The following is a 24988-nucleotide window of genomic DNA, read 5'->3' on the forward strand; positions in this document are numbered from 1 at the left end:
GTGTCTCCATCGGATTGTTATTTTTGTGGGTGAAACTGTGGGGAGGGCTATAGCGAGATGTGTGCCATATTTTCAAGTTATTGAAATATATGGATATTTTTTAATTTCTTTCGAGTGTTTTTGGGTTTTATCTCAATTTCGAGACAAGCGAAGATCAAATGTGGGAGGGGGCTTGCCCCCGATAGCATCAGGTCAGTCAACACATGTGCTTGCTGATGCACCGCTATCGGGGGCAAGCCCCCTCCCACATGGATTGTCTTTATATGGAGAACTTAGTCTCTTTGTGGAGATTAGGCGATGCCCAGTGCCACCATCTTCTTGTACAACGTCGACCGTCCCAGCCCCAATCGCTTGGCCGCCTCGACCACGTTGCCGTCACAGGCCTTAAGTGCCGTCGCAATCAGCTGTCGATCAAACCGCTCCCGCGCCGCCGCGAATGTCTCGCCCTCAACCGTTGCGACCGCGTCGCGCTCCACGGGGCTGAACGTGCCGATCGCCGCGCGAATGTCCGTGGCATTCAACACCAAGTCATCACTCAGCAACGCCGCCCGCTCCAGCACATTACGCAGCTCACGGATGTTCCCTGGCCACGCATGCTGTGCCAGCAGCGCCAGAGCCTCGCGGTCCAGCTCATGCTGGCTGCGCAGTTCTTCGAGGATCGCCTCGCTCAATGCGGGAATGTCCTCCAACCGATCACGCAGTGGCGGCACGTGGATCGGCAACACATTCAGCCGGTAATACAAATCGGCGCGAAACTCACCACGCTTGATCGCCGCTTCCAAGTCCATGGAGGTCGCCGCGATTACCCGCACATCGCTGTGCAGCATCTCGTTGGAACCCACCGGTTCGAATTCCTTTTCCTGCAACACCCGCAGCAATTTGCTTTGCAGCGGCAGCGGCATATCCCCGATTTCATCGAGGAACAGCGTGCCGCCCTGGGCAATCTGGAACTTGCCTGGACGGCCCTTGCGATCAGCGCCGGTAAAGGCGCCTGGCGCGGTGCCGAAGAATTCGGCTTCCAGCAGGTCATGGGGAATCGCCGCACTGTTGACGCTGACAAACGCCTTGTGCGCCCGTGGCGAGGCACCGTGGATGGCCTGGGCCAGCAACTCCTTGCCGGTGCCGGTTTCGCCGAGCAACAACACCGGCGACTCGGCACTCGCGCTGCGCCGGGCACGGCGTTTGACCTCAAGGCTGGCGGCGCTGGTGCCGATAAAGTGCGCGAAGTTGTACTTGCTCTGGCGTGAGCGCAGCAGCGAGCGGGTGGAGGCCAGCTCCTGCTGCATGCTCAGGTAACGTTCGATCAATGGCGAGAGGTTGCGCAGTTCATCGAACAACGCGAAACCAATCGCGCCGATCACCGCGCCAGCGTCGTTGTGGATCGGCAGGCGCATCACCACCAACGGGCCTTTGGGTGTGTCCTGGATATCCAGCAGGATCGGCTGGTCGTTACGTACCACTTGGCGCAACAGGCTATTGGAAATCACCTGCTCGCACGGCTGGCCGATGGCTTCGTCAGCGCTTTTGAGGCCGAAGCGCTTGGCGTAGCGCTCATTCATCCACACGATATTGGCGTCGCGGTCGACAATCACCGTGCCTTCGCTGGACTGCTCGATGATCTCGAACAGCGACTGGATCGCCAGGCCGCGAACCTGTTGGTAGTCCTTGAGGCTGGTGCTCATGTCGACAGCCCGCACGCCGCCGCCAACAACTCCTTGGTGTAGGGATGTTGTGGCGATTCGAACACATCATGGCTCGCGCCGCGCTCCACCACTTTGCCGTCCTTGATCACGATCATGTCGTGGGCCATGGCGCGTACCACGGCCAGGTCGTGGCTGATGAACAAGTAGGTCAGGCCGTACTTTTCCTGCAGCTCGCGCAGCAGTGCAACCACCTGTTTTTGCACCGTGCGGTCAAGCGCCGAGGTCGGTTCGTCCAGCAGCATCAGCGCGGGTTTCAACACCAGGGCGCGGGCGATGGCGATGCGTTGCCGCTGGCCGCCGGAGAATTCATGGGGGTAGCGATGGCGGCTGGCGGGGTCGAGGCCCACGTCCTTGAGCACCTGGATCACTTGCGCGTCGCGGTCGGCGAGGCTGCACGGCGCGTGGACTTCCAAGCCTTCGCTGATGATTTGCTGTACCGACATGCGCGGGCTGAGGCTGCCGTAAGGGTCCTGGAAAACCACCTGCATCTGTTTGCGCCATGGGCGCATTTGCTGATGGTTCAGCGGGTCGAGGGATTCACCTTGGAAGCGGATGCTGCCGGTGGAATCCAGCAGGCGCAGGATCGCCTGGCCCAGGGTGGATTTGCCCGAGCCGGACTCGCCGACAATACCCAGGGTTTTGCCGCGCTGCACGTTGAGGCTGATGCCATCCACGGCGCGCAGGTAGGTTTTGCGCCGAAACAGCCCACCGCTGAGGGGGAACTGTACGGTCAGGTCATCCACTTCCAACACGGTCTCGCGCGGATCGCTGCACAGCACATCGCCGGACGGCTCGGCGTCCAGCAACAGGCGGCTGTAAGGGTGTTGCGGCGCCGTGAACAAGGTCTCGCAGTCAGCCTGCTCGACAATCTCCCCGGCGCGCATCACGCACACGCGCTGGGCGATGCTGCGCACCAGGTTGAGGTCATGGCTGATCAATAGCAGCGACATACCGAGGCGCTGTTGCAAGGACTTGAGCAGCAGCAGGATCTTGCGCTGCACGGTCACGTCCAGCGCGGTGGTGGGTTCGTCGGCAATCAGCAACTCCGGCTCGCAGGCCAGGGCCATGGCGATCATCACGCGTTGGCGTTGGCCGCCGGACAGTTGGTGCGGATAAGCCTTGAGGCGCTCCTGGGGTTTCTGGATGCCCACCAGTTCGAGCAGTTCAAGGATGCGCGCCTGCGCCGCCTTGCCGCCCATGCCCTTGTGCAGCAGCAACGTTTCGCCGATTTGCTTTTCGATGCTGTGCAGCGGGTTGAGGGAGGTCATGGGCTCCTGGAAGATCATCGCGATACGGTTGCCGCGCAGTTTCTGCAGGGTCGCCGTCGACGCGCCGATCAACTCCTGGCCGCGATATTTAACCGAGCCCGTGGTAGCTGTGCCGGCTTCGGGCAGCAATTGCAGGATCGAATGGGCCGTCACCGACTTGCCCGAGCCCGACTCGCCCACCAGTGCCAAACACTCGCCGGGTTGCACGTCCAGGCTCAGGTTACGCACCACGGTCTGGCCGCTGAAGGCGACACTGAGGTCGCGGATTTCGATCAGGTTCATAGGGACTCACTCATGAACGTGGGTCGAAGGCGTCACGCAACGCCTCGCCAATAAAGACCAGCAGCGACAGAATCAGCGCCAAGGTGAAAAACGCCGTCAGGCCCAGCCATGGCGCTTGCAGGTTCTGCTTGCCCTGGGCGATCAGTTCGCCCAGGGATGCGCTGCCCGCCGGCATGCCGAAGCCGAGGAAATCCAGGGCGCTCAAGGTGGAAATCGCGCCGGTCAAAATAAACGGCAGGTAGCTCAAGGTGGCGGTCATCGCATTCGGCAGGATATGTCGGCGGATGATCTTGCCGTCGCCCAGGCCCAGCGCCCGTGCAGCCTTGACGTACTCCAGGTTGCGCCCGCGCAGGAACTCGGCGCGCACCACGTCCACCAGGGCCAGCCAGGAAAACAGCGCCATGATCCCCAGCAACCACCAGAAATTGGGCTCGACAAAGCCCGACAGAATGATCAGCAGGTACAGCACCGGCAGACCGGACCAGACCTCAAGTACCCGCTGGCCGATCAGGTCGACCCAGCCGCCGTAGTAACCCTGCAAAGCCCCGGCGGCGATGCCAATGGCTGCGCTGATGGCCGTCAGCGCCAGGGCGAACAGGATCGACACCCGCGCGCCGAAAATGACCCTCGCCAGCACGTCGCGGGACTGGTCATCGGTGCCCAGCCAGTTCACCGCCGAGGGCGGGCTGGGGGCAGGGCGGGTCAGTTCGTAGTTGGGGGTGTCATCGCTGAAAGGGATCGGCGGGAACAACATCCAGCCGCCGTCCTGTTTGATCAGCTTTTGCACATAGTCGCTGCGGTAGTCGGCCTGGAACGGCAGCTGGCCGCCGAACTGCTGCTCGGTGTAACGCTTGAACACCGGGAAATACAGTTCGTTCTTGAAACTCAGCACCAGGGGTTTGTCGTTGGCGATCAGTTCGCCGCCGAGGGTCAGGATAAAGAGGCCGATAAACAGCCACAGCGACCACCAGCCACGGCGATTTTTCTTGAAACGCTCGAAGCGTCGGCGTGCCACGGGAGACAAGTTAAGCATCAGGCGTTCCTCGCGGCGAAGTCGATACGCGGGTCCACCAGGGTGTAGCAGAGGTCACCGATGAGTTTTATCAGCAGGCCAAACAGGGTGAAGATAAACAGCGAACCGAACACCACCGGGTAATCCCGCGAAACCGCCGCTTCGTAGCTCATGCGACCGAGGCCATCCAGGGAGAAAATCACCTCGATCAGCAAGGATCCTGCAAAAAACACGCTGATAAATGCCTGGGGAATCCCCGAGATCACCAGCAGCATGGCGTTGCGGAACACATGGCCATACAAAACCCGTCGTTCGCTCAAGCCTTTGGCCCGCGCGGTCACCACGTATTGGCGGGTGATTTCATTGAGGAACGAGTTTTTGGTGAGAATGGTCAGGGTGGCGAATCCGCCGATTACCAAAGACGTCACCGGCAACACCAGGTGCCAGAAGTAGTCGGCGATCTTGCCCACGGTGCTCAGCTCTTCGAAGTTCTCCGACACCAGTCCGCGAACCGGGAACCAGTTCAGGGAGGTGCCGCCGGCGAACACCACGATCAGGAACATCGCGAACAGGAACGCTGGCATCGCATAGCCGATCACGATGGCGGTGCTGCTCCATACATCAAAGCTGCTGCCGTGGCGCACCGCTTTGCGTATCCCTAGCGGGATTGAGACCAGGTAAGTGATCAGCGTGGCCCACAGCCCGAGGGAAATGGTGACGGGCATCTTTTCCAGGATCAGGTCGATCACCGTCGAGCCGCGAAAGAAGCTGTTGCCGAAATCCAACTGGGCATAGCTCTTGAGCATCAGCCAAAGGCGTTCCGGTGCGGACTTGTCGAAGCCGTACTGTTTTTCAATGTCCTTGATCAGCTTCGGGTCCAGGCCCCGACTGGACCGCGAGCCGCTGCTGATGCCTTCGCCGGATGAGCCGCCGACACCGCCGCCGCCAATCCCCTGCAAGTGGGCGATGGCCTGTTCCACCGGGCCACCGGGGGCGGCCTGCACGATCACGAAATTCACCAGCAGGATGATCACCAGGGTTGGGATGATCAGCAGCAGGCGCCGCACGATATAGGCAAACATCAGCGCGCTCCTCCGCGTTTTTTCAGTTCGGCATTCATCTGCTCAGTGGTCAGAGGTGTGGGGCTGACTTCCCACCAGGTTTCCAGGGCCTCGTCATTCTTGGCCTCGATGGCCGGGCGGCCGAAACGGTTCCACCAGGCGGCGGACGTACCGGGCGGGTAGTAATTGGGGATCCATAGGTAATTCCATTGCAGCACCCGGTCCAGAGCATGGGCGTAGGTGAGCATCTGCGCCTGTGTGTCGGCTTTGACCAGACCTTTGATCAAGGCGTCAACCGCCGGGTCCTTGAGCACCATGTAGTTGTTTGCGCCCGAATCAAAAGCGGCGCTGGAACCAAAGTAGTTGTACAGCTCCATGCCCGGCGAGGTGGTGACAGGAAACCCGGTGACGATCATGTCGTAGTCCCGTGTCATCAAACGGTTGACGTACTGAGAGGAGTCGATGCGACGGATATTAAGGGTGATGCCGATCTGCGCCAGGTTGCGTTTGTACGGTAGTAACAGTCGCTCCAGACCAGCCTGCGCATTGAGGAAGGTGAACTCAAGCGGTTCGCCTTCGGCGTTTACCAGCTTGTCGCCGTTGGGTTTCCAACCGGCCTCTTCCAGCAGGGCCAGTGCTTGGAGCTGTTTGTCACGGATCATGCCGCTGCCGTCGGTGACCGGTGCCTTGAACACCTGGGTAAACACCTCGTCAGGGATCTGCCCACGCAACGGTTCAAGAATCGCCAGCTCTTCCTGGGTGGGCAGTTGGGTAGCCGCCAGCGGGCTATTAGAGAAGAAACTCTGCTGACGAATGTACATATTTCGCATCATCTGCCGGTTGGCCCATTCGAAATCCCACAGCATTGCCAGGGCCTGGCGCACCCGGCGGTCTTTGAATACCGGCTTCTGCACGTTGAAGACATAGCCTTGGGCCGGTTGCGGCATTTCCTTGGCCAGGTGAGCGCGTTGCAGGCGGCCATCGTCCAGGGCAGGGCCGTTGTAGCCGATGGAGTAGCCGGTGGCGGAAAATTCACGATTGAAATCGTAGGCGCCGCCTCGCAGCACCTGGCGGGCTACTTCGGTATCACCGAAAAACTCCAGGCTCAGGTGATCGAAGTTGTACAGGCCACGGCTGACGGGCAAGTCTTTGCCCCACCAGTCAGGGTCGCGCGTAAAGGTGATGGTGTTGCCGGAGTCGACCTTACTGACCTTGTACGGGCCGCTGCCCAGTGGGGCTTCGTAGCCGCCGCCATTGGCGAAGTCGCGGGTCTTCCACCAGTGCTCCGGGAACACCGGCAGGGTGGCGATATCCAGGGGGAGGGTGCGGTTTTCGTTGCTGGAAAAGTCGAAGCGCACCTGGCGCTCACCTTCCACTTCGACGTGCTTGACGTCGGCGAACAGTGTGCGAAAACGCAGGCTGCCTTGGGTCATTAATAAATCAAAGCTGTAGCGTACGTCTTCGGCGGTGATGGGTTTGCCGTCGGCAAAGCGCGCCTTGGGGTTCAGGTAGAAACGCAGGGACAGGCCGTCCTCGGCGCGCTCCATTTTTTCGGCGACCAGGCCGTAGACCGTATAGGGTTCGTCCAGAGAGCGCAGGGCGAGGGGCGCGTAGAGCCAGCCGTCAACCTGTGACACGCCGATGCCTTTGTCGATATAGGGCAGCACATGATCGAAGCGTCCGATTTCGATGGCCGAACGCCGCAGGCTGCCGCCCTTGGGCGCGTTGGGGTTGGCGTAGTCGAAATGGGTAAAACCGGCGGGGTACTTGGCCGGTTCGCCGTACACCGTCAGTGACGGTTGGGGGGCCGCGATCACGGCGGTGCTGGCCAGCAGCAGGGCGAGGGTAGAGCGAAATAGAGTCGAAAAGGCCAATCGCATTATCAGTCTTGAACGCCGGAAGAGCAGGAATAGGGATTTGTACGCTAACGGCATCAGCGTCGCCAGTCATCACATGCACAACGGCCCACCAAAAGGCGGGCCGTTGTTTGTCGCATCAGCGTGGACTGGATCAGTCCTGGCGGCTGGTGACTTCCAGCAGGTGGTAGCCGAACTGGGTTTTCACCGGGCCTTGCACGGTGTTGACCGGGGCGCTGAAAACTACGGTGTCGAATTCTTTAACCATTTGGCCTGGACCGAACGAACCCAGGTCGCCGCCTTGACGGCTGGATGGGCAGCTGGAGTTGGCTTTGGCGATTTCTGCGAAATCGGCGCCGCCTTCGATTTGGGCCTTGAGTTCGTTGCACTTGTCTTCAGTGGAAACGAGGATGTGACGGGCGGTGGCTTTGGCCATGGGGAGTAACTCCTTGAGTAAAAAGGGTGAGCGTACCGGATTCAGGCGGTTATTTCCTGGCAAAGTTCCCGGTATTTGATCGGCCGGTGTCAGGGCAGCACGATATAGTCGTTGCGCTGCAGGATTGCCCGGTGTGGTGCCTGGACGAGGTGCAGATAGCGCCCGTCGACCAGATCGATGGGCAGGCAGTCATCGATATCCAGCACGCCGTCGGTGTGACCCTGGGACCAATGCCCCAGCATCTGTTGCTTGCCCATGCGGGTGGCTTCCTGTTTGTTGCGCGCGACCACCAGCAGGTAATGATGGGACTCGCCAAAGGTGTTCGCTTCGTACCCGCCAAGGTTGATGAAGTACAAGTGATGGGCGCCGGCCTGGGGCGCCAGGTGGCTGAGTTCGACCTTCCAGCCGTCGACGCCATCCACGGCCATCCAGGAATCGATATGCACGCCCTTGGGGCTGCCAAACCAACCGTCGCGCAATTGCGGGTAAGTGGCTTCCAGCGTATCCGCAGCGGCGAACACCACATCGTGAACTTCGATTTTCGCCCTGGGGTGCTTGCCCCCGAGCATCACGATAAACAGCATTGCGGGTCTTTCCTCGCGACTTGGCAAAGGGCAACCATACTTCGATTGAACCCTTTTGTCCGACCAATGCCACACTGTTAATCCGCGAACTCATCAGGAGGTTGTCATGCGTACTATTGATCTGGCCGGCGTTCCCGTCCCTGTCATCGGCCAGGGAACCTGGCGCATGGGCGAAAACCCGGACCAGCACCGCGCCGAAGTTGCCGCGTTGCAACTGGGGATCGACGAGGGCATGACCCTGATCGATACCGCCGAAATGTACGGCGAGGGCGGCGCCGAAACGGTGGTTGGCGAAGCTATCCGCGGCAAACGTGACCAGGTGTTCCTCGTGAGCAAAGTCTACCCGCACAATGCCAGCCACAAGGGTGTGCCGCGGGCCTGCGAAGCCAGCCTCCAGCGGCTGGGCACTGACTACATCGATCTGTACTTGCTGCACTGGCGTGGCCAATACCCGCTTGAAGAAACCGTTGAAGCCTTCGAGCGTCTGCGCGAAGCCGGCAAGATCGGTCGTTGGGGTGTCTCCAACTTCGACGTGGCAGACCTGCAGGAGCTTGCCTCCCCAGCCTGTGCAACCAATCAGGTGCTCTACAACATCGAAGAGCGCGGCATCGAGTTCGATCTGCTGCCCTGGTGGCAGCAACATCACTTGCCCTTGATGGCGTACTGCCCGATCGCGCAAGGCGGTGAGTTACTGTCCAGCGCGACGCTCAAGCAGATCGCCCATCGTCATGAGGTCACACCGGCGCAGGTCGCTCTGGCCTGGGTGTTGCGCCAAGAGGGCGTGATCGCCATTCCCAAGGCTGTGTCGCCGGAGCACGTGCGACTGAACGCAGCCGCCGCCAAACTGGTGCTCGATGAGCATGACCTAGACGCCATCGACCGCGTCTTCGGTGCGCCCAAGCGCAAGCATCCGCTGGCGATGGTCTAACCCGCTGGCAGAAACGGCGCCGTCCCTGGCGCCCGTTCCTGCGTGGGGCCGGGTTAACCGGCTACCGGGCTGCGCCAGTCATCCGACCCGGACGTGCCGGACACTTCGTGGGTCCATACGATCTTGCGATAGGTGAAGTACACGTCCTCCAAGTGTGTGAAGTGGGCATTGCTCGGGTCCTGGCAGTTGGGCATGCGTGATTGGATGTCCACGATGGTTGCCCCTTCCAGTTCGATGGTGAAGTAGTGCTCCTGTGCTCCGGCAGATGTGCTGCGCATCCATTCCAGGCGGCACGTGACCTGCTCACCGCTGGTCAAGGCGCTGAACAGGAGTGGTGATGACTTATCGAAGACCTTACTGATCATCAGCGGTTTGTGAACCCTCTGGCCGGTTGGTTGACCGGACTGTGGGTCCCGCGGAACGACTACTTGGTGGGAAAAGGCCTGGACCAGGATCTGGTCTGCATGGCCCTGCTGATAAGTGTTGCCTACAGAGTCCTGAGTAAATGTGCCTGCCGTAATCAAACCCTGTTTGACGCCGGTGATAGAGAGATACGCGGGTGTTGGCATGACGGGTTTCCTTGCCTGATTGAAAGGTCGTTCACACCGGCGACTGCGCCGGTTGGAGAAATGCCTATAACAAGAAACGTGCCTGAAAGTGTGGGAACCAATAAGTACTTGGTGTCCGTTGAGTGTCTGCGTGGCATGTAGAAAGTTATTGAGGGTTTGGAGGCGGTTTGTCGGGTATTAATTGCGCATAAGTGCGCATTTAATTGCTCATGCCGATAGGGCGCCTGGCAATTGATTTTCGCTGATATTAGATTCGACAGGCTGGTTTTATTGCGCAATATCCAGCATATGCCTTAGTTTATGTCGCCCGTAGGACAAGTCTTAAGTATGTGGTTATTGCTTGCTGAATGTTATTGGCATGGCTAAGGTTTGCGAACTTCGTGGCGAGTCGAGCGAAGCCAAGATGACATTCTGGTGCGAATTTTAAGTTTGCTTAGTTTGTTGTTCGTACCTTGATTAATTGCGTGCGGTCCTAAATGGGATACTCGGATAAACTCTGCGTTCATTATCTTGAACTTGCCAAACTACCCTGTTCGCAAACAAGTTTTGCTGGCGGTGATATACGGTATTCGAGTGAGTATGAAGCCCTGGAGTCTGAACTGGGAAAGATGCAGTCCATTCATGGCGCTGGCCAGCCGGACTGGCAAAAGACTCTGAACATCAGCGAATGCCTGCTGCGAGAGCAGTCCAAAGATCTGCGCGTGGCTGTCTGGCTGACGTGGGCGCTGTACCAGCGCGAATCCTTTGCCGGTCTGCTGGCAGGCCTCGGGTTGCTGCGTCATCTCTGTGAGCATCATTGGTCCACGGTGCACCCACAAAAGCTGCGCACCCGCAGCGCGGCGTTCGGCTGGTTGGTCTTGCGCCTTGAGACACTGCTTGTTCAAAGCCTTTCGCTTCAGGACCAGCAGCCGTTATTCCGAGCGTTGCTAGAACAACTCTCGCGCCTTGATGAGCTCTGGACTGCCCATTTGGGCGAGGGCGCGCCGCTCTTGCTACCGATTCGCAGGCAACTGGACCAGCGGATGGAGCTTGCGGCGCAGGGTCATCCCGCCGTCACAGGGGTGAGTGCCGTGATTGCACACGTCAAACAGGCCACCACCCCGTTGTTGAAAACCGAGCTGACGGTCAACAACGAAAAGGACGCGCATAAATTGTTGCGTGCCTTGCAAGAACAAGCCCGTCCGTTGTGTACCTGGTGGTTGCGCCACAACGCTACCGACTTGCGGGCCTTGCACCTGAGCCGAACGCTGGCATGGCTGGCCATCGTCCGCTATCCGGACGCCAACAATGAGCGCGTCACCGCGCTGTACGCGCCGCCCTGCGACACGCTCAAACGCTATCAGGAGCGGTTTTGCCAAGGGCATCACGCCGATCTGCTGGTTGAACTTGAGGCTTGCTTCTCAGGTGCCATGTTCTGGTTCGACGGGCTGCACATGATCTGGCAATGCCTGGAGGCTCAGCAGGCGAAGCAGGCCATGACCGAACTGGAAGTGAGCTTTGCCCTGTTGCTGCAACGCTTGCCGGACTTACCGGCGTTTCGTTTTCACGATGGCGCTCCTTTTGCCAGCAGCAGTACTCGCGACTGGATCGCACTGCATGTTTCCCATCACCTGCAAGCGCCTGAAGTGCCCGGTGTGGTGGCCGATGCCGAGCCCTGGGAGATCGCTTTGCAGGATGTATTGCCTCGGCTGGGCAAAGAGGGACTCAAGGCCGCCGTGCAACAACTCAAGCAAGGCTTGCACGCCGCCCGCAGTGATCGAGCACGCTTTTACTGGCGCCTGGCCCAGGCGCGTTTATGTGTCCACGCGGGCAAGCATGAACTGGCGAAGATCCTGCTCGAACATTTGGATGTCGAGCTGCAACGCTCGGGCCTGGAGCGCTGGGAACCGGAGCTGGCGTTTCAAGTCACCCAACTCTTGCATCGCTGCTGCGACCTGATGCCGCAAAACCATGCCGTGCGCGAGCGCAAGGAAGACACCCACCGCAGGCTGTGCCTCTTCGATCTTGAAGCGGTACTTGAATAGGCTCACGAGCCAAAAAAGGAGAAATACCATGGCCAAAGAAGGTTCGGTAGCACCCAGGGAACGCATCAATATCACCTTCAAACCCGCCATCGGTGGTGCTCAGGAAGAAGTCGAGCTGCCGTTGAAACTGCTGGTGCTGGGGGACTTCACCCAGCGTGAGGACCTGCGCAAGCTTGAAGATCGCAAACCCATCGCCATCGACAAGAACACCCTTGATGAGGTGCTGGCCAAACAGGCGCTGAGCCTCACGCTGAATGTACCCAACCGTCTCCAGGAGTGCGCCGAAGTTGAAGAACTCGCCATCCAGGTACGCATTAATTCGATGAAGGATTTCAACCCCGCAAACCTGGTGGAGCAGATCCCCGAGTTACACAAGCTGATGGCCCTGCGTGAGGCGTTGATGGCGTTGAAGGGACCGCTGGGCAACACGCCGAGCTTTCGTAAAGCTATCGAACAGGCTCTGGCCGATGACGACTCCCGTGCCCGGGTATTGGCAGAGTTGGGCCTGAACAGCCAAATCGCCTGATATTTCTCAGTAAAAGGACACTGGTGCCATGACGACTCAACACACTCCGATACCTGTACACAGCACTGATGAGTGCAGCATCCTCGACAACATCATCGCTCAGACTCTGTTGAGTGCGGACGACGAGGCCTACGGCATTGCAAAGCGTGGGGTCTCGGCCTTTATCGAAGAACTGATCAAGCCGCAGAACAGCGGTGAACCGGTCAAGAAGCGTCTGGTTGACCGGATGATTGCCGAGATTGACGAAAAGCTCAGTCGGCAAATGGATGAGATTCTTCACCACCCAAGTTTCCAGGCGCTGGAGTCCTCCTGGAAAGGCCTGCAGCTGTTGGTCGAACGCACCAACTTTCGAGAAAACATCAAGATCGAACTGCTGAATGTCTCGCGGCAAGACCTGCTGGATGATTTCGAAGACTCGCCAGAGGTGACTCAGTCAGGGCTCTATAAGCATGTCTACAGTGCGGAATACGGTCAGTTCGGCGGCCAGCCGGTGGGCGCGATCATCGCCGACTATTTTCTGTCGCCCAGTGCCCCTGATGTGAAGTTGATGCAATACGCCTCCAGTGTGGCTTGCATGGCCCATGCACCTTTTATCGCTGCCGCCGGGCCGGGTTTTTTCGGCTTGGAAAGCTTCACCGACCTACCTGATCTAAAGGATCTCAGGGACCATTTCGAGGGCCCTCAATTCGCTAAATGGCAAAGCTTCCGCCAGAGCGAAGACGCCCGATATATCGGTCTGACTGTGCCGCGTTTCCTGCTGCGAACGCCTTACGATCCCCTTGAATGCCCGGTCAAGACTTTTGCCTACCGAGAAACCGTGGTGAACAGCCACGAGCACTACCTATGGGGTAACACCGCCTACACCTTTGCCACACGCTTGACCGACAGTTTCGCACGGTTTCGTTGGTGCCCTAATATCATCGGTCCGCAAAGCGGCGGCGCAGTGGAAGACTTACCCTTGCATCACTTCCACAGCATGGGCGAAATCGAAACCAAGATTCCCACTGAAGTACTGGTGTCCGACCGCCGCGAATATGAACTGGCACAAGAGGGCTTCATTGCCTTGACGATGCGCAAGGGCAGTGACAATGCCGCGTTTTTCTCCGCCAGTTCGGTACAAAAGCCCAAGAGTTTCGGCATCAGTGCCGAGGGCAAGGAAGCGGAGTTGAATTACCGCCTGGGTACTCAGTTGCCCTACATGATGGTGGTCAATCGTCTGGCCCATTACCTCAAGGTCCTGCAGCGGGAGCAACTGGGGTCGTGGAAGGAGCGTACCGACCTTGAGCTGGAGCTCAACAAGTGGATTCGCCAGTACGTCGCAGACCAGGACAACCCCAGTGCCGAGGTGCGTGGGCGGCGGCCATTGCGTGCGGCGCGCATCGTGGTCAGTGACGTTGAGGGTGAGCCTGGTTGGTACCGGGTCAGTCTGAGCGTACGACCGCACTTCAAATACATGGGGGCTGACTTCACGCTGTCCCTGGTTGGCAAGCTCGATAAAGAATGAGCAGGGGCCAAGGGGTGACCCGCAACCGAAGTCTGTTTGAGCGACTCGGGTATCCAGCTGAGCATTCAGCCTGTGGCGTGAGGTCTGTCGCAGCTCACCTGGGAAAAATGCTCAGCATCCGCGCAGGCAGTGTGCAGACACTGCCGGACTACGGAATGCCGGACCTCAATGACATGAACCAGAGTCTGCATGAGTCCTTGAGCCAGTCGCGCTTATTGATCGAGCGGTTTATCCGCGCCTACGAACCACGCTTGAAACAAGTCCGCGTGAGGTCGTTACCCCGAGGTCACGACGCTTTGGCCCTGGCGTTTGCCATCGACGCCACGCTCTCTATCGACGGGGTGACGCAACCTGTGGTGTTCACCGCGCGCCTGCGGGATGCGGGACAGGTTGAGGTCTTGCCTGATGTCCTTTAACCAGTATTACCAAAGTGAACTCAGTGCGTTGCGTCTGCTCGGGCGGCGTTTCTCCGAGCGAAATCCCGCGCTGGCGCCCTTTCTAGGGGAGGCTGGCCAGGATCCGGATGTGGAGCGATTACTGGAAGGTTTTGCCTTTCTCACCGGTCGCTTGCGCCAGAAATTGGATGACGAGTTGCCAGAGCTGACGCACTCGTTGATGCATTTGCTGTGGCCCAACTATATGCGGCCGATACCTGCGTTCAGCATTTTGCAGTTTGACCCGCTGAAGCATACGGGCGTCGGGGTGATGGTCGCACGGGATACGCCAGTCGAAAGCGGTGCGGTGAATGGCGAACGCTGTCGCTTTCGGACCTGTTACGACACCCGCATCCTGCCGTTGCAACTGAGCGCATTGGAGTATTGCGTCCAAGGCGAACAGGCGTTGATGAGTCTGCGCCTCGACATGAGTGCCGGAGGCAATTTCAGCGAATGTGAGTTCGACCAATTACGTCTGCATCTGGCGGGAGATCGCTACATCAGCCAAGGGTTATATCTGAGCCTATTGCGCGAGCTTGAAGGTATCGAGTTACGACCACTGGACTGCGATGGACGAGCTGTGAGCGGGGCTGATGGCAAGTCCCTGTTGTTGCGACTCGACGCTGAGCAGGTAAAACCGGTGGGGTTCGCCGAGGAGCATGCGCTGATGCCCTATCCGCACACTACGTTTAGTGGGTATCGCCATTTGCAGGAGTATTTCTCCTTTCCTGAAAAGTATCTGTTCGTCGATGTAAATGGGCTGGATGTGCTGCAGCGGTTGCCCCAGGACCAACTCAAGCAAATCTGCAGCATTCAAGTGTGCTTCACGTTGCGCGTGGGCTGCCAGACCACCGAGTGCCCCACTTTGAGCAACGTGAAGCTGTACTGCACGCCCATCGTCAACCTATTCAAACATGATGCAGTTCCGATACGCCTGGACGGCAAGCAGGACGAGTACCTGCTGATTCCTGGAGAGTACGCGCGGGAAAATGCTTGTGTGTTTTCCGTAGATAAGGTCATGGGTTGGCGCCCTGGCGGGTTGGGGTATCAAGCGTACGTCCCGTTTGAAACCTTCGAGCATGATGGCGATATCGACGCTTCGGCGCCCCCCACCAGCTACAGCATTCGGCAGCGCGCGTCGGCGCACCACACAGGGCTCGATACTTGGCTGACGTTTGGAAATGGGCAGGTGCATGCCCAGGAAACGCTGTCGATCGAGCTGACATGTACCAATCACAACCTGCCTCGGCAATTACAGGCAGGTGACATTAATCAACCCTGTGAGCAGACGCCGGAGGGGTTGTCGTTTCGCAATATCTGCGCGCCGACCGCGAGTTTTGCGCCGCCCCTTGACCAGGATTTTCTCTGGCGACTGATCAGCAACATGTCGCTCAACTATTTGTCACTGACCGATATCAACGCGTTCAAGGTGCTCCTGCAAACCTACGACGTGCCGCGTTACCACGACCGGCACGCGCAAAAGGTCAGCCAGAGAAGGTTAGGTGCGTTGCGATCCATCAGTCATAGGCCGGTCGATCGTTTGTACCGCGGAATGCCATTTCGTGGCTTGCAGATTGACCTGAGCATTGATTTCGAAGGCTTCCTCGGGAGGGGCGAAGCGTTTGTGTTCGCCTCGGTGCTGAACGAGTTCTTCGCGCTTTACGCAAGCCTCAATGCCTACCACGAACTACGTGTCATCAGCACACAAGGAGATGTGTACCTATGGCCACCCCGGATGGGGCAGCAGCCCCTGCTTTGAAGGAACTGTGCAGTGCGATCCGCGAATATTCGCTGTTCCAGGCGATTTTGCAGGTGATCAAGCGCCTGCGCGACGCCCATCCGTTGCTGGATGACGACGCGCTCTATGACAGGTTGGAGTTTCAGGCCAACCCAGGTCTTGGTTTTCCCGGTCACGACATCGATCGGGTGGAGTTTTTTGTTGAACACGGTCAATTGCGTGCGCGTCTTCGCCTCAACGTTCTGGGTCTGTGTGGCGCTGGGTCGCCGTTGCCGGCGTTTTACGGCGAGCAGGCGTTTGCCGATGAGGCGAGTGGACACGCCACTCGCGATTTTCTGGACCTGTTTCACCATCGTCTGCAACGGCTGATGCTGCCGATCTGGCGCAAATACCGTTACCAGGTGAGCTTCCAGGCGCAGGCCCGTGACGCGTTTTCCGAGCAGATGTTTGCGTTGATTGGGTTGAAGGGCCGGCAGCTGCGCACTGCAGCGCAGTTGGACTGCAAGCGGCTGTTGCCCTACCTGGGTCTGCTTAGTCTGCGGGCGCATTCGGCGGCGTTAATCGAGACAGTGCTGCGTTACTACTTCAAGCACGACCGCGTGTTTATTGAGCAGTGGGTCGAACGCTCGGTGGTCATTACTCCCGCGCAGTTGAACCAGTTGGGTGTTGCCAACAGCGTGCTGGGCACCGACCAGGTTTTGGGAGACCGGGTCGCCGATTGCGGTGGCAAGTTCAGGGTGCATGTACAGGGCCTGGATTGGCAGCAATTCCATGGTTTTTTGCCGACGGGTGCGGACTATCCGCTGCTGTGTGCGTTGGTTCGACTGACCGCTCGCGACCCGCTGGATTACGACCTGCGCCTGGTGCTGGACAAGGAGTCCATCAGGCCGTTGCACGTGGGTGAATACAACGTCTGCAGGCTGGGTTGGACCAGTTGGCTGGCACACGAATGCGCCGACGGTGTGGTCATCGTGGCCAACGACGCTCACTAGGGGCTCTTGATGATGAATGTAGACCTGCAACAACTTATCCGAACGTTGACGCCTGCGGTCCGCCAAGACTTGGAGCGCTCGGCTGAGCGTTGTGTGGCGCGTGGTGGCAGGGAAGTGCTTGTAGAAGACTTGCTATTGGTCCAGCTGGAACATCGCGATGGCCTTTTAATGAGAGCCTTGGCCGACGCGGGGATCGAAGCGCAGACGCTGCAAGCAACGCTGCAGCCCAAGGGGGAGGGAAGTGCTTCACTTAACCCGGTGTTTGCCCAAGCCCTCGTGCAATGGTTGCAGCAGGCATTGTTGGTTGCTCATCTGGAGTTGCGCCAAACCGAAGTGGACCACGGCGCGCTGTTACTGGCGCTGTTGCATCACCCGTTGCAACACGCAGGCAGTCGCTATTACGCGTTGTTGAGCCGTTTGGATGCACAGCGCGTACAGGGCTTCGTGCTGAGCCAGCGCCCGGACATCATCCCCGCCGCAAGCGACGAGTCATGGCTGGCACGTTTCACCCATGACCTGACACGCCAGGCGCGCGAAGGGCGTATCGACCCGGTGCTGTGTCGTGATGGCGAGATTCGTCAGTTGATCGACATCCTCATGCGTCGACGCAAAAACAATCCGATCCTTGTGGGGGAGGCAGGGGTAGGCAAGACCGCTGTTGTCGAAGGTCTTGCCTTGCGCATCGCCAGTTCACAAGTACCGGAGCCGCTCCAGAATGTGCGGGTGCTGACCCTGGACATGGGTTTGCTGCAAGCGGGTGCCAGCATCAAGGGCGAATTCGAACGACGGCTCAAGGGCGTGATCGACGAAGTCAATGCGTCGCCCCAACCGGTGATTCTGTTTATCGATGAAGCGCACACCTTGGTGGGCGCGGGCGCCCAGTCGGGAGCCGGCGACGCAGCCAACCTGCTCAAGCCAGCCCTGGCCCGGGGCGAATTGCGCACCCTGGCGGCCACTACTTGGTCCGAATACAAGAAGTACTTCGAAAAAGATCCTGCCCTGGCGCGGCGTTTCCAGCCTGTGCTGGTCGGTGAGCCCAGCGTGGAGCAGGCGATTTCGATCCTGCGTGGTCTGGTTCCGGCGTATGAAGCCAGCCATGGGGTGTACATCCGTGACGATGCGGTCGTGGCGGCGGCGCAAATGAGCGCACGCTACCTGGCAGGGCGTCAGCTGCCCGACAAGGCCGTGGATGTGCTGGACACCGCCTGTGCCCGTGCGCGCATCAGTCAGGTAACGATGCCCGAGGCATTAGAGCGTTTATGCACCGAACAGGCTGAAGGCTCGCGGCAACGGGACGCGCTGAGTCGAGACAGAGACGCGGGGCTTGCGGTGGATGAGCAGGCTGTGCACGCATTGAACCTGCGATTGGCGGCTATCGAGAGTGAGCGTCAACGTTTGGAACAGCACTGGTTCGAACAACGGGTGCTGGCGGACCAAGTGCACGTTTGCCCGCGACGGGTGGCACAGGTTATCGGCGCATGGACGGGTATTCCCGTTGAGCAGGTGTCCCTTGAACACAGTGAATCGGTGCTGGGGGTTGCCGATGCTCTGCGCTCGCGCATTCTCGGCCAGGAACCCGCCATACAGGCGCTCGACCGCAACTTGCGTGCCGTGGCGGCCGGGCTGAACAAGGCCGAAGCGCCGGTCGGTGTATTTTTGTTGGTCGGCCCAAGTGGCGTGGGCAAAACCGAAACGGCCTTGGCGCTGGGTGATTTGCTGTATGGCGGCGAGCGTTTTGTCACCACCCTCAACATGTCGGAATTTCAGGAAAAACATGCCCTGTCCCGGCTGATTGGCGCACCACCCGGTTATGTCGGGTATGGCGAGGGGGGTGTGTTGACCGAGGCTGTGCGTCAGCGACCCTATTCGGTGGTATTGCTCGACGAAGTCGAAAAGGCCGACCCGGAAGTGTTGAACCTGTTCTATCAGATCTTCGACAAGGGGCTGGCCAATGATGGAGAGGGCCGGGAAATCGATTTTCGCAATACGCTGATCCTGATGACCTCCAACCTGGGCAGCGAGTGCATCGTCGACTTATGCGCTGGAGGTCTGCGGCCTGACACCCAGGTGCTGCAAGACGCAATCCGCCCCGCGTTGCGCAACTACTTCAAACCGGCACTGCTCGCCCGGATGCGGGTCGTGCCTTATTACCCGGTTGTGGGTGCGGTGCTGCATGACCTGGCCAGAGTCAAGCTGGACCGTCTTGGGCGAAGGTTGCAGTCGCGCAAGTTGGCATTGAGCTATACGACAGAACTCGTCACTCACATGGCCGAGCGATGCACCCATAGCGACAGTGGTGCGCGGTACATCGATCACTGGATCGAGATTCATCTGCTGCCGCAGATAGTCGATCGGCTTTTGGGGGCGATGGCCATGGGTGAGTCCCTATCGCTGGTGCATGCCAGTCTGGATGGTGACGGGCAGCCGATCTGCGAGTTCAGCCTATGACCAACAGTGTGTTTGCCCAGCTACCCGAGCCGCTGGCCTATGCCGAGTCGTTATTGGCCTGGTTCACCCGAATGGGTATCGACAGTGACGAGTCAACGTTGCCAGACCTGTGTGTTGCAGCGGCAGCGCAACTGAGTCAATGCGAACTCAGCCAGTTGTACGGGTGTGACGAGAGCACAGGTCGACTCGATCTGATTGCCCAGCATTTGCCCGGCGCGCTGCCCCCGGGCGACCTCGCTTGCGGTCCCGACTTTCAGCATCAGCAACTGTTGCATTACGTCCTCAGTCGTTGCTGTTCCCTGAGCCTGGAGAACCTGGAAGACAGCGTGTATGAGAGCGGGTTTTTACCGGCGACAACAGTGCCGTGGCGCTCACTGTTATGCGTTCCGCTGGTCGGTCGCCACAATGCGGTCGCGGGTCTATTGCTGTGCGCCAGCCGGCAGCCGAGATGGCTGCAGAACTACGGCCCGTCGTTAAGTCAATTGGGTAGCTTCGCCTTGAGTCAACGGGCTTTGTTGCGACGGGGGCGTCCTGCGAACATCACTTCCCAGGCCAAAGGCTGCGCACCCACCGCTCGTGTGACCTATGGGCTGACCGGCAACAGCACAGCCATGGACGAAACCTACCGTCTGATCGGTAAGGTGCTGAATGCTCCCTACACGGTGCTTCTGCGCGGGGAGACCGGAACCGGAAAAGAAGTGGTGGCCCGGGCCATCCATACCTCTGGGCCGCGCGGTAGCAAAGCATTTGTGGTGCAGAACTGTGCGGCGTTTCCCGAGGGGCTGCTGGAAAGCGAGCTGTTCGGCTATCGCAAAGGCGCCTTTACAGGTGCGGAACGTAACCACGTCGGGCTATTTGACGCCGCCAATGGCGGCACATTGCTCTTGGACGAAATCGGCGATATGCCCTTGTCGCTCCAGGCCAAGCTGCTACGGGTGCTGCAGGAAGGCGAGGTCCGCCCGCTGGGAGCCTGTGCGGCCCATAAGGTCGATGTGCGGATTATCGCTGCGACCCATCGCGACCTCAGTGCAATGGTGGCCGACGGTACGTTTCGCGAGGACTTGTATTACCGACTGGCGCAGTTCCCGATCGAATTACCGGCCTTGCGTGAGCGGGACGGCGATGTGTTGCTGTTGGCGCGACAGTTCGCCCAATCGGCCTGTTCGGCACTGGGTCGCACATCGGTGCAATGGTCTGCTGCCGCCTTGGATCAACTGTCGTGCCACGCTTTTCCCGGCAATGTTCGTGAGCTCAAATGCCTGGTGGAACGCGCGGTGCTGCTCTGTGACGACGGAGTGGTGCTGCCGGAGCACCTATCGCTGTCGTCTGCGTCGAGCGCTACTCCCGTTGACGCAACATTGCGCCAGCGCCTGGAGCAGGTTGAACGGGCATTCCTGATCGACTGCCTGCACAAGAATCGTGGCAATCGGACCCGCACGGCACGTGAATTGGGTGTCGCTCGCCGCACGCTGCTCTACCGCCTTACACGCTTGAAAATCCCTGTTGGCGACGTTCGAGGGGGAGGCTGATTCATGCACATACAGACCTCACTCTTAGTGGTCAGCCTTACTTTCATTGGAGATACCTGATGCCTCTTCGTACGTGGAAAGCCTTGGGGCTTGTCCTGTGTTTGTTGAGCGGCTGCAACGCCAATTACGTTTTTGATGATGCCGACTACCGTCCGCTGGGTGATCCCCAGGCGACCCGTCGCAGCGATTGAACAGGGAAGCCTTGCCATGCAATTAGTGTTTGAGGTGTGTAATGCCGAAAGCGGTGAGCCTGCTTGCGTCAAAACATTTGATGGCGTTGGCGGCGTGATCGGCCGCGGGGCGGGTTGTGACTGGGTCATTCCCGACGCCAGTCGGTTGCTTTCCAGTCATCACGGTCTGGTCAGTTACCGGGAGGGGCAGTATTTCTTAACCGATATCAGCAGTAACGGCATTGGCGTGTCGGGCAGTACGGAGCGTTTGGGCAAAGGGCAAGCACGACTGATCAGCGAGGGCGATGTCTACCAATTGGGCGCGGTGCAAATCCGTGCGCGGTTGATGGCCCGGGGGCACAAATTGGCCAGCAGCCGTTGTTCCGCACCGACAGGATTCCTGACGATGCCTTTTTGGTGCTGGACCCCTTGCATGCGCTGGATTGTGAAGCACTGTATGGCGATTTAACCGAGGGGCTGGAGGTTTCAAAGCCCTTGGCCGAGCAAGCGAACGGTGCACTTTTTCACGGCGCCGTCGAGCAGGATCACTTGATCGTGCCCAGATGGAGTGGGCCATTGGCGGATGAGGTCTTGACTCCAGCCGAGCAGGTTGCTGCACCCGCTCGTGACCCCTTCTGGTCCCAATTCGCCGAGGCTTTGGGCATGCAGCTGGATGCGCTCGATCCACCGGCGTGCGAGGCCGTCGCGCTGAAGGTGGCGGGTCTTTTCAGGCAAACCATCGAAGGTCTGCAGCAGAGTCTGCGGACTCGCGATGAGTTGAACGCAGAGTTGGATCTGGGCCGGACCTCGCCTGCGCTCAAGCGCTACAACCCCTTGAATGATTGCGTCGATACCCAGTCAGCCTTGACCGCATTGTTGGGCCCCGGCGAGTTGGGGCAGTTGCCTGCTGAGGTAGCAGTCGCCCAGGCGTTCCGGGATATGCAAGTCCACCAACTGGCCTTGGTCGTTGCCTGCCGTGCCGCAATGCGCGGCGCGGTTGCGGCATTTGCACCCAGCCATCTGTTGCTGTGCTTCGAGCGCCAGAGCACACCGGCCAGGTTCTCAACGGATGGATCTCATTGGCGGGCTTACCAACGCCATTACCGGAGCCTGATCAATGAGCAAACCTCGGGCGAACATCTGTTGCGTAACGAGTTTTCCAACGCCTACGAAGAGCAGGTGCGCCTGGTCGCTACTTTGCACACGACTTATCCGGGATGACCTTCATGTATCGAGCCACCGTTGTATCAATACTGATCGCACTGAGCCTGCTGGCCGGTTGCGCCAGCCTGTCACCTTTTTCGACCCTGACCAAGGTGGACCTGACGTTGACGGCAAGTGAAGGCGTCAATCCCGATCTTCATGGCCGTCCTTCTCCTGTCGTCGTGCGCCTGCTTGAGCTGCGACACCCCGTAGCGTTTGAACATGCTGACTTCTTCACCCTCTATAACCGCGCCGCGCAGGCGTTGCCCAAGGACTGGGTAAACGGCGAGGAGTTGGAGCTGCGCCCCGGTGAGCAACTGGCGTTCAAGCTCAGTGTTGAGCCACAGAGCCGTTATGTCGGGGTGCTGGCTGCCTATCGGGACCTTCCCCATGTGCAATGGCGGCTTGTGCTGCCCGTAGCCCAGCAACGATTGACGCGTGTTGAGCTGATGCTCGACGAGTCCGGGGTTCGCGTCGTTACCCCTCAAGCCCCAAGGTAGGAGGATCAGAGATGCAGGTTCATAAAGTTGTCTGGCAGGAGGGCATGCTGCTTCGCCCCCAACACTTGCAGCACAACGACCGCTACTACCGCGAGCAGCTCAACCGCACCCGCTTGCTGGGAATTGATGGCTGGGGGTTCCTGACCCTTGACGTCGATGTGCAATACCTCAATTTGGGCAAAGTGGTCGTCAACCAGGCCAGCGGTGTATTTCCCGATGGCAGCTTTTTCGAGCTGAACAACGCAATGGAACCCCTGGTGTTGCAGGTCCCTGCCAACACCAGTGGGCAGGCTGTGTATCTGGCGTTGCCATTGGCCATTGGCAATCAAGTCGAGGTGCGCCAACGAGAGCAAAGCGATGTGTTGGCTCGCTACGTCAGTTGCGCAGCGCAGATCAGCGATTCCAATGCCGGTGTTGAGTCCCGTTGCCAGATCAACTGCGCACACCCGGATCTAAGATTGCTGTTAGGCGAGCAACCCGCTGACGCGCTGCATGTGAAACTGCAGGTCGCCCAAGTGCTGGACTCGACGGGCGAGGGAGGTGTGCGGCTGGACGCGGATTTTGTACCGACGTTTATCTATCTGCAAAGCTCTGGCTATGTCTCGTCATGCCTCAAGGAGGTCATCAGTCTGCTCACCACCCGAGGCGATGCGATTGCCGAGAGGATCAGGGGCGGGGGCGGATCGGAGGGCGCTCAGATTGGCGACTTTCTCATGCTGCAATTGATCAACCGTACCGAGTTGGTGTTACGCCACTTTTTGAGTCAGGGCCAAGTGCGTCCGGAGGCTCTGTACCGGGTGTTGCTGTCGATGCTGGGCTAGTTGTCCACGTTCTCCACCGATAACAAGCGCCCAACGGTAGAAAGTCGTTACAAGCATGGTGAGCAGGGGGCGAGTTTTCGCGGGTTGATGGACGGCATTCGTGCAGTGCTGTCGTTGGTGCTGGAGCAACACGCCATCGAGTTGCCATTGGAGCAGCGGCAGTATGGGGTGCTGGTGTGCCCGGTGAGTGACCTCAAATTGCTGGGCAGCGCGACCTTCATTTTGGCGGCAACGGCGCAGTGCGACTCCGAAGAACTGCGCCACCGCCTGCCGGCACACCTGAAAATTGGCTCCGTGGAGCGCATCCGCGAGCTGGTCAACCTGCACCTCGCCGGGATCAAGGTCAAGCCACTGCCGGTGGCGCCTCGACAGATTCCGTTCCACGCTGGCAAGACCTATTTCATGCTCGAACTCACTGCCCGAGACATCGCGCAGTTGGAGCAATCGGGTGGCTTTGCCTTCCACGCCAGCGGCGAGTTCGCCGGGCTCGAACTCAACTTCTGGGCCATCAGGAACTGAATGCCATGACGATGGACAGCGAATACCCGCAGGACGAAAAAACCGTTCTGCTTGACCTCGATGGTCGCGCGCCCGCCCAGGCGACGGTGACGGACTTCCCATCACCTCCGCGCTTTGAGCAGTTGGAGGACCGGATGATCTACACCGCCGGTCTGCAAGGAGCACAGAGCTTTAATATCGGCCCCAACGCCCTAGTGGCTGCCGCCTGGGAACTCTTGTCGCAGGTCGTCCAGCTCAAGGGCAGCACCGGCCGGGAAAGCTTACAGACCCTCAACGATCGATTGTCGTCGGGGATTACGGCGTTTGAAACGCATGCCTTGCACCAGGGCGTAGAGGCTTCTCAGGTCATGTCGGCGCGCTATGTGCTGTGCAGTGTTATAGACGAGGCGGTGGTCACTACGGCGTGGGGCAGTCGAAGTGACTGGTCGAAGACCAGCCTGCTGAGCCGCTTTCACAACGAAACCTTCGGTGGCGAAAAGTTTTTCCGGCTACTGGAGCGCTTATCCCGCGACCCCGTCAAGCACCTGGCGTTGCTGGAGCTGATGTACCTGTGCCTGTCACTGGGTTTCGAAGGTAAATACCGCATCATGGAGCGAGGAGGGATGCAGCTGGAAACGGTACGAGATGGTTTGTACCGACAAATCAGGCATGTGCGTGGTGAGCGCCCGCTGATGTCTTCTCCCGCTCCCTTGAGACGGGCACCTGGAGCACGGCTGCGCATAATTTCCGTTACCGGGTTCGTCGTCTTCACCCTCGGCTGTGTGCTGGCTATGTACTTGGCGTTTGCATGGGCATTGGCTAATGAACGCATGACAGTGCTGCAACCTTTTCAAATGTTGGCGCCGGATCAGACACGGTCGCCCTTGTAACGCTGGGAGTAA

At 59.1% G+C, this 24988-nt stretch carries 22 protein-coding genes and 1 pseudogene; 15 read left to right on the forward strand and 8 right to left on the reverse strand.

Translation table 11 applies throughout. The annotated features are described in order from the left end of the window. Positions 1-290 precede the first annotated feature (290 nt). The 7 genes from AB4N82_RS22505 to AB4N82_RS22535 form a co-directional block, all read right to left on the reverse strand. Positions 291-1682: a sigma-54 interaction domain-containing protein gene (locus AB4N82_RS22505; RefSeq protein WP_122765434.1), complete on the reverse strand. Its 1392-nt coding sequence runs from the start codon at positions 1680-1682 to the stop codon at positions 291-293. After that, positions 1679-3253 (reverse strand): ABC transporter ATP-binding protein, encoded by a 1575-nt coding sequence (locus AB4N82_RS22510; protein ID WP_122765433.1) that lies wholly within the window; start codon positions 3251-3253, stop codon positions 1679-1681. The genes AB4N82_RS22505 and AB4N82_RS22510 overlap by 4 nt, the downstream gene beginning before the upstream one ends. Before the next feature lie 10 nt (positions 3254-3263). After that, positions 3264-4286 (reverse strand): ABC transporter permease, encoded by a 1023-nt coding sequence (locus AB4N82_RS22515; RefSeq protein WP_034104518.1) that lies wholly within the window; start codon positions 4284-4286, stop codon positions 3264-3266. Further along, positions 4286-5347: a microcin C ABC transporter permease YejB gene (locus tag AB4N82_RS22520; RefSeq protein ID WP_032886533.1), complete on the reverse strand. Its 1062-nt coding sequence runs from the start codon at positions 5345-5347 to the stop codon at positions 4286-4288. The genes AB4N82_RS22515 and AB4N82_RS22520 overlap by 1 nt, the downstream gene beginning before the upstream one ends. Beyond that, positions 5347-7206: an extracellular solute-binding protein gene (locus AB4N82_RS22525; RefSeq protein WP_032886532.1), complete on the reverse strand. Its 1860-nt coding sequence runs from the start codon at positions 7204-7206 to the stop codon at positions 5347-5349. Before AB4N82_RS22525 ends, AB4N82_RS22520 begins: the two co-directional genes overlap by 1 nt. A 130-nt stretch (positions 7207-7336) precedes the next feature. Then, complete coding sequence (locus AB4N82_RS22530) at positions 7337-7618, reverse strand: peptidylprolyl isomerase (protein ID WP_005788801.1); 282 nt, start codon at positions 7616-7618, stop codon at positions 7337-7339. Between the two features lie 89 nt (positions 7619-7707). Then, positions 7708-8202, reverse strand: a complete 495-nt coding sequence (locus AB4N82_RS22535; protein ID WP_339481698.1) for a DUF1543 domain-containing protein — start codon at positions 8200-8202, stop codon at positions 7708-7710. Between the two features lie 106 nt (positions 8203-8308). Between AB4N82_RS22535 and AB4N82_RS22540 the strand changes: the two genes are divergently transcribed. Next, on the forward strand, positions 8309-9130 hold the full coding sequence (locus tag AB4N82_RS22540) for an aldo/keto reductase (RefSeq protein WP_032886530.1): 822 nt from the start codon (positions 8309-8311) through the stop codon (positions 9128-9130). A 53-nt stretch (positions 9131-9183) separates the two neighbouring features. On the opposite strand, the gene AB4N82_RS22545 is transcribed toward AB4N82_RS22540, so the two are convergent. After that, positions 9184-9699: an Hcp family type VI secretion system effector gene (locus AB4N82_RS22545; protein WP_032886529.1), complete on the reverse strand. Its 516-nt coding sequence runs from the start codon at positions 9697-9699 to the stop codon at positions 9184-9186. 476 nt (positions 9700-10175) lie between these two features. Between AB4N82_RS22545 and tssA the strand changes: the two genes are divergently transcribed. From tssA to icmH, 14 genes and pseudogenes are all read left to right on the forward strand, one after another. Beyond that, the gene (gene tssA / locus AB4N82_RS22550) at positions 10176-11723 is read left to right on the forward strand and encodes a type VI secretion system protein TssA (RefSeq protein ID WP_122765430.1); all 1548 of its coding nucleotides are present in this window, start codon (positions 10176-10178) and stop codon (positions 11721-11723) included. 28 nt (positions 11724-11751) lie between these two features. Further along, on the forward strand, positions 11752-12249 hold the full coding sequence (gene tssB, locus AB4N82_RS22555; RefSeq protein ID WP_122765429.1) for a type VI secretion system contractile sheath small subunit: 498 nt from the start codon (positions 11752-11754) through the stop codon (positions 12247-12249). A gap of 28 nt (positions 12250-12277) precedes the next feature. Beyond that, positions 12278-13753, forward strand: a complete 1476-nt coding sequence (tssC, locus tag AB4N82_RS22560) for a type VI secretion system contractile sheath large subunit (protein ID WP_122765428.1) — start codon at positions 12278-12280, stop codon at positions 13751-13753. After that, positions 13750-14169, forward strand: a complete 420-nt coding sequence (gene tssE / locus AB4N82_RS22565; protein WP_032886526.1) for a type VI secretion system baseplate subunit TssE — start codon at positions 13750-13752, stop codon at positions 14167-14169. Before tssC ends, tssE begins: the two co-directional genes overlap by 4 nt. After that, positions 14159-15946 (forward strand): type VI secretion system baseplate subunit TssF, encoded by a 1788-nt coding sequence (gene tssF / locus AB4N82_RS22570; protein ID WP_122765427.1) that lies wholly within the window; start codon positions 14159-14161, stop codon positions 15944-15946. The genes tssE and tssF overlap by 11 nt, the downstream gene beginning before the upstream one ends. Further along, positions 15910-16917, forward strand: coding sequence for a type VI secretion system baseplate subunit TssG (gene tssG, locus AB4N82_RS22575; RefSeq protein ID WP_460103094.1), 1008 nt, complete (start codon positions 15910-15912; stop codon positions 16915-16917). Before tssF ends, tssG begins: the two co-directional genes overlap by 37 nt. Before the next feature lie 9 nt (positions 16918-16926). Continuing rightward, complete coding sequence (locus tag AB4N82_RS22580) at positions 16927-19365, forward strand: AAA family ATPase (protein ID WP_122765425.1); 2439 nt, start codon at positions 16927-16929, stop codon at positions 19363-19365. Next, complete coding sequence (locus tag AB4N82_RS22585; RefSeq protein ID WP_122765424.1) at positions 19362-20894, forward strand: sigma-54 interaction domain-containing protein; 1533 nt, start codon at positions 19362-19364, stop codon at positions 20892-20894. Before AB4N82_RS22580 ends, AB4N82_RS22585 begins: the two co-directional genes overlap by 4 nt. A 59-nt stretch (positions 20895-20953) precedes the next feature. Further along, positions 20954-21085: a type VI secretion protein gene (locus AB4N82_RS22590; protein WP_081797692.1), complete on the forward strand. Its 132-nt coding sequence runs from the start codon at positions 20954-20956 to the stop codon at positions 21083-21085. 16 nt (positions 21086-21101) lie between these two features. Further along, positions 21102-21533 carry a type VI secretion system-associated FHA domain protein gene (locus tag AB4N82_RS22595; protein ID WP_460103100.1) on the forward strand — a complete coding sequence of 144 codons (432 nt, stop codon included), beginning with the start codon at positions 21102-21104 and terminating at the stop codon, positions 21531-21533. Continuing rightward, complete coding sequence (gene tagH, locus AB4N82_RS22600) at positions 21482-22285, forward strand: type VI secretion system-associated FHA domain protein TagH (protein WP_460105155.1); 804 nt, start codon at positions 21482-21484, stop codon at positions 22283-22285. The genes AB4N82_RS22595 and tagH overlap by 52 nt, the downstream gene beginning before the upstream one ends. 5 nt (positions 22286-22290) lie before the next feature. Then, positions 22291-22767 (forward strand): type VI secretion system lipoprotein TssJ, encoded by a 477-nt coding sequence (gene tssJ, locus AB4N82_RS22605; protein WP_081797696.1) that lies wholly within the window; start codon positions 22291-22293, stop codon positions 22765-22767. An 11-nt stretch (positions 22768-22778) separates the two neighbouring features. Next, positions 22779-24107, forward strand: a pseudogene (gene tssK / locus AB4N82_RS22610) (type VI secretion system baseplate subunit TssK). A gap of 5 nt (positions 24108-24112) precedes the next feature. Further along, a complete protein-coding gene (gene icmH / locus AB4N82_RS22615; protein ID WP_122765422.1) occupies positions 24113-24976 on the forward strand; it encodes a type IVB secretion system protein IcmH/DotU in 864 nt (287 codons plus the stop codon). The last annotated feature ends 12 nt before the right edge of the window (positions 24977-24988 follow it).

This window comes from Pseudomonas sp. H1_D04 (assembly GCF_054683855.1).

Coding starts and splice junctions, on each gene's coding strand:
- AB4N82_RS22535 (WP_339481698.1), bottom strand. CDS start 8,202: ATGCTGTTTATCGTGATGCTCGGGGGCAAGCACCCCAGGGCGAAAATC.
- tssJ (WP_081797696.1), top strand. CDS start 22,291: ATGTATCGAGCCACCGTTGTATCAATACTGATCGCACTGAGCCTGCTG.
- AB4N82_RS22585 (WP_122765424.1), top strand. CDS start 19,362: ATGACCAACAGTGTGTTTGCCCAGCTACCCGAGCCGCTGGCCTATGCC.
- AB4N82_RS22580 (WP_122765425.1), top strand. CDS start 16,927: ATGATGAATGTAGACCTGCAACAACTTATCCGAACGTTGACGCCTGCG.
- AB4N82_RS22510 (WP_122765433.1), bottom strand. CDS start 3,253: ATGAACCTGATCGAAATCCGCGACCTCAGTGTCGCCTTCAGCGGCCAG.
- AB4N82_RS22545 (WP_032886529.1), bottom strand. CDS start 9,699: ATGCCAACACCCGCGTATCTCTCTATCACCGGCGTCAAACAGGGTTTG.
- AB4N82_RS22520 (WP_032886533.1), bottom strand. CDS start 5,347: ATGTTTGCCTATATCGTGCGGCGCCTGCTGCTGATCATCCCAACCCTG.
- AB4N82_RS22525 (WP_032886532.1), bottom strand. CDS start 7,206: ATGCGATTGGCCTTTTCGACTCTATTTCGCTCTACCCTCGCCCTGCTG.
- AB4N82_RS22530 (WP_005788801.1), bottom strand. CDS start 7,618: ATGGCCAAAGCCACCGCCCGTCACATCCTCGTTTCCACTGAAGACAAG.
- icmH (WP_122765422.1), top strand. CDS start 24,113: ATGACGATGGACAGCGAATACCCGCAGGACGAAAAAACCGTTCTGCTT.
- AB4N82_RS22540 (WP_032886530.1), top strand. CDS start 8,309: ATGCGTACTATTGATCTGGCCGGCGTTCCCGTCCCTGTCATCGGCCAG.
- AB4N82_RS22515 (WP_034104518.1), bottom strand. CDS start 4,286: ATGCTTAACTTGTCTCCCGTGGCACGCCGACGCTTCGAGCGTTTCAAG.
- AB4N82_RS22595 (WP_460103100.1), top strand. CDS start 21,102: ATGCAATTAGTGTTTGAGGTGTGTAATGCCGAAAGCGGTGAGCCTGCT.
- tssF (WP_122765427.1), top strand. CDS start 14,159: ATGTCCTTTAACCAGTATTACCAAAGTGAACTCAGTGCGTTGCGTCTG.
- tssG (WP_460103094.1), top strand. CDS start 15,910: ATGGCCACCCCGGATGGGGCAGCAGCCCCTGCTTTGAAGGAACTGTGC.
- AB4N82_RS22505 (WP_122765434.1), bottom strand. CDS start 1,682: ATGAGCACCAGCCTCAAGGACTACCAACAGGTTCGCGGCCTGGCGATC.
- AB4N82_RS22590 (WP_081797692.1), top strand. CDS start 20,954: ATGCCTCTTCGTACGTGGAAAGCCTTGGGGCTTGTCCTGTGTTTGTTG.
- tssC (WP_122765428.1), top strand. CDS start 12,278: ATGACGACTCAACACACTCCGATACCTGTACACAGCACTGATGAGTGC.
- tssB (WP_122765429.1), top strand. CDS start 11,752: ATGGCCAAAGAAGGTTCGGTAGCACCCAGGGAACGCATCAATATCACC.
- tssE (WP_032886526.1), top strand. CDS start 13,750: ATGAGCAGGGGCCAAGGGGTGACCCGCAACCGAAGTCTGTTTGAGCGA.
- tssA (WP_122765430.1), top strand. CDS start 10,176: ATGGGATACTCGGATAAACTCTGCGTTCATTATCTTGAACTTGCCAAA.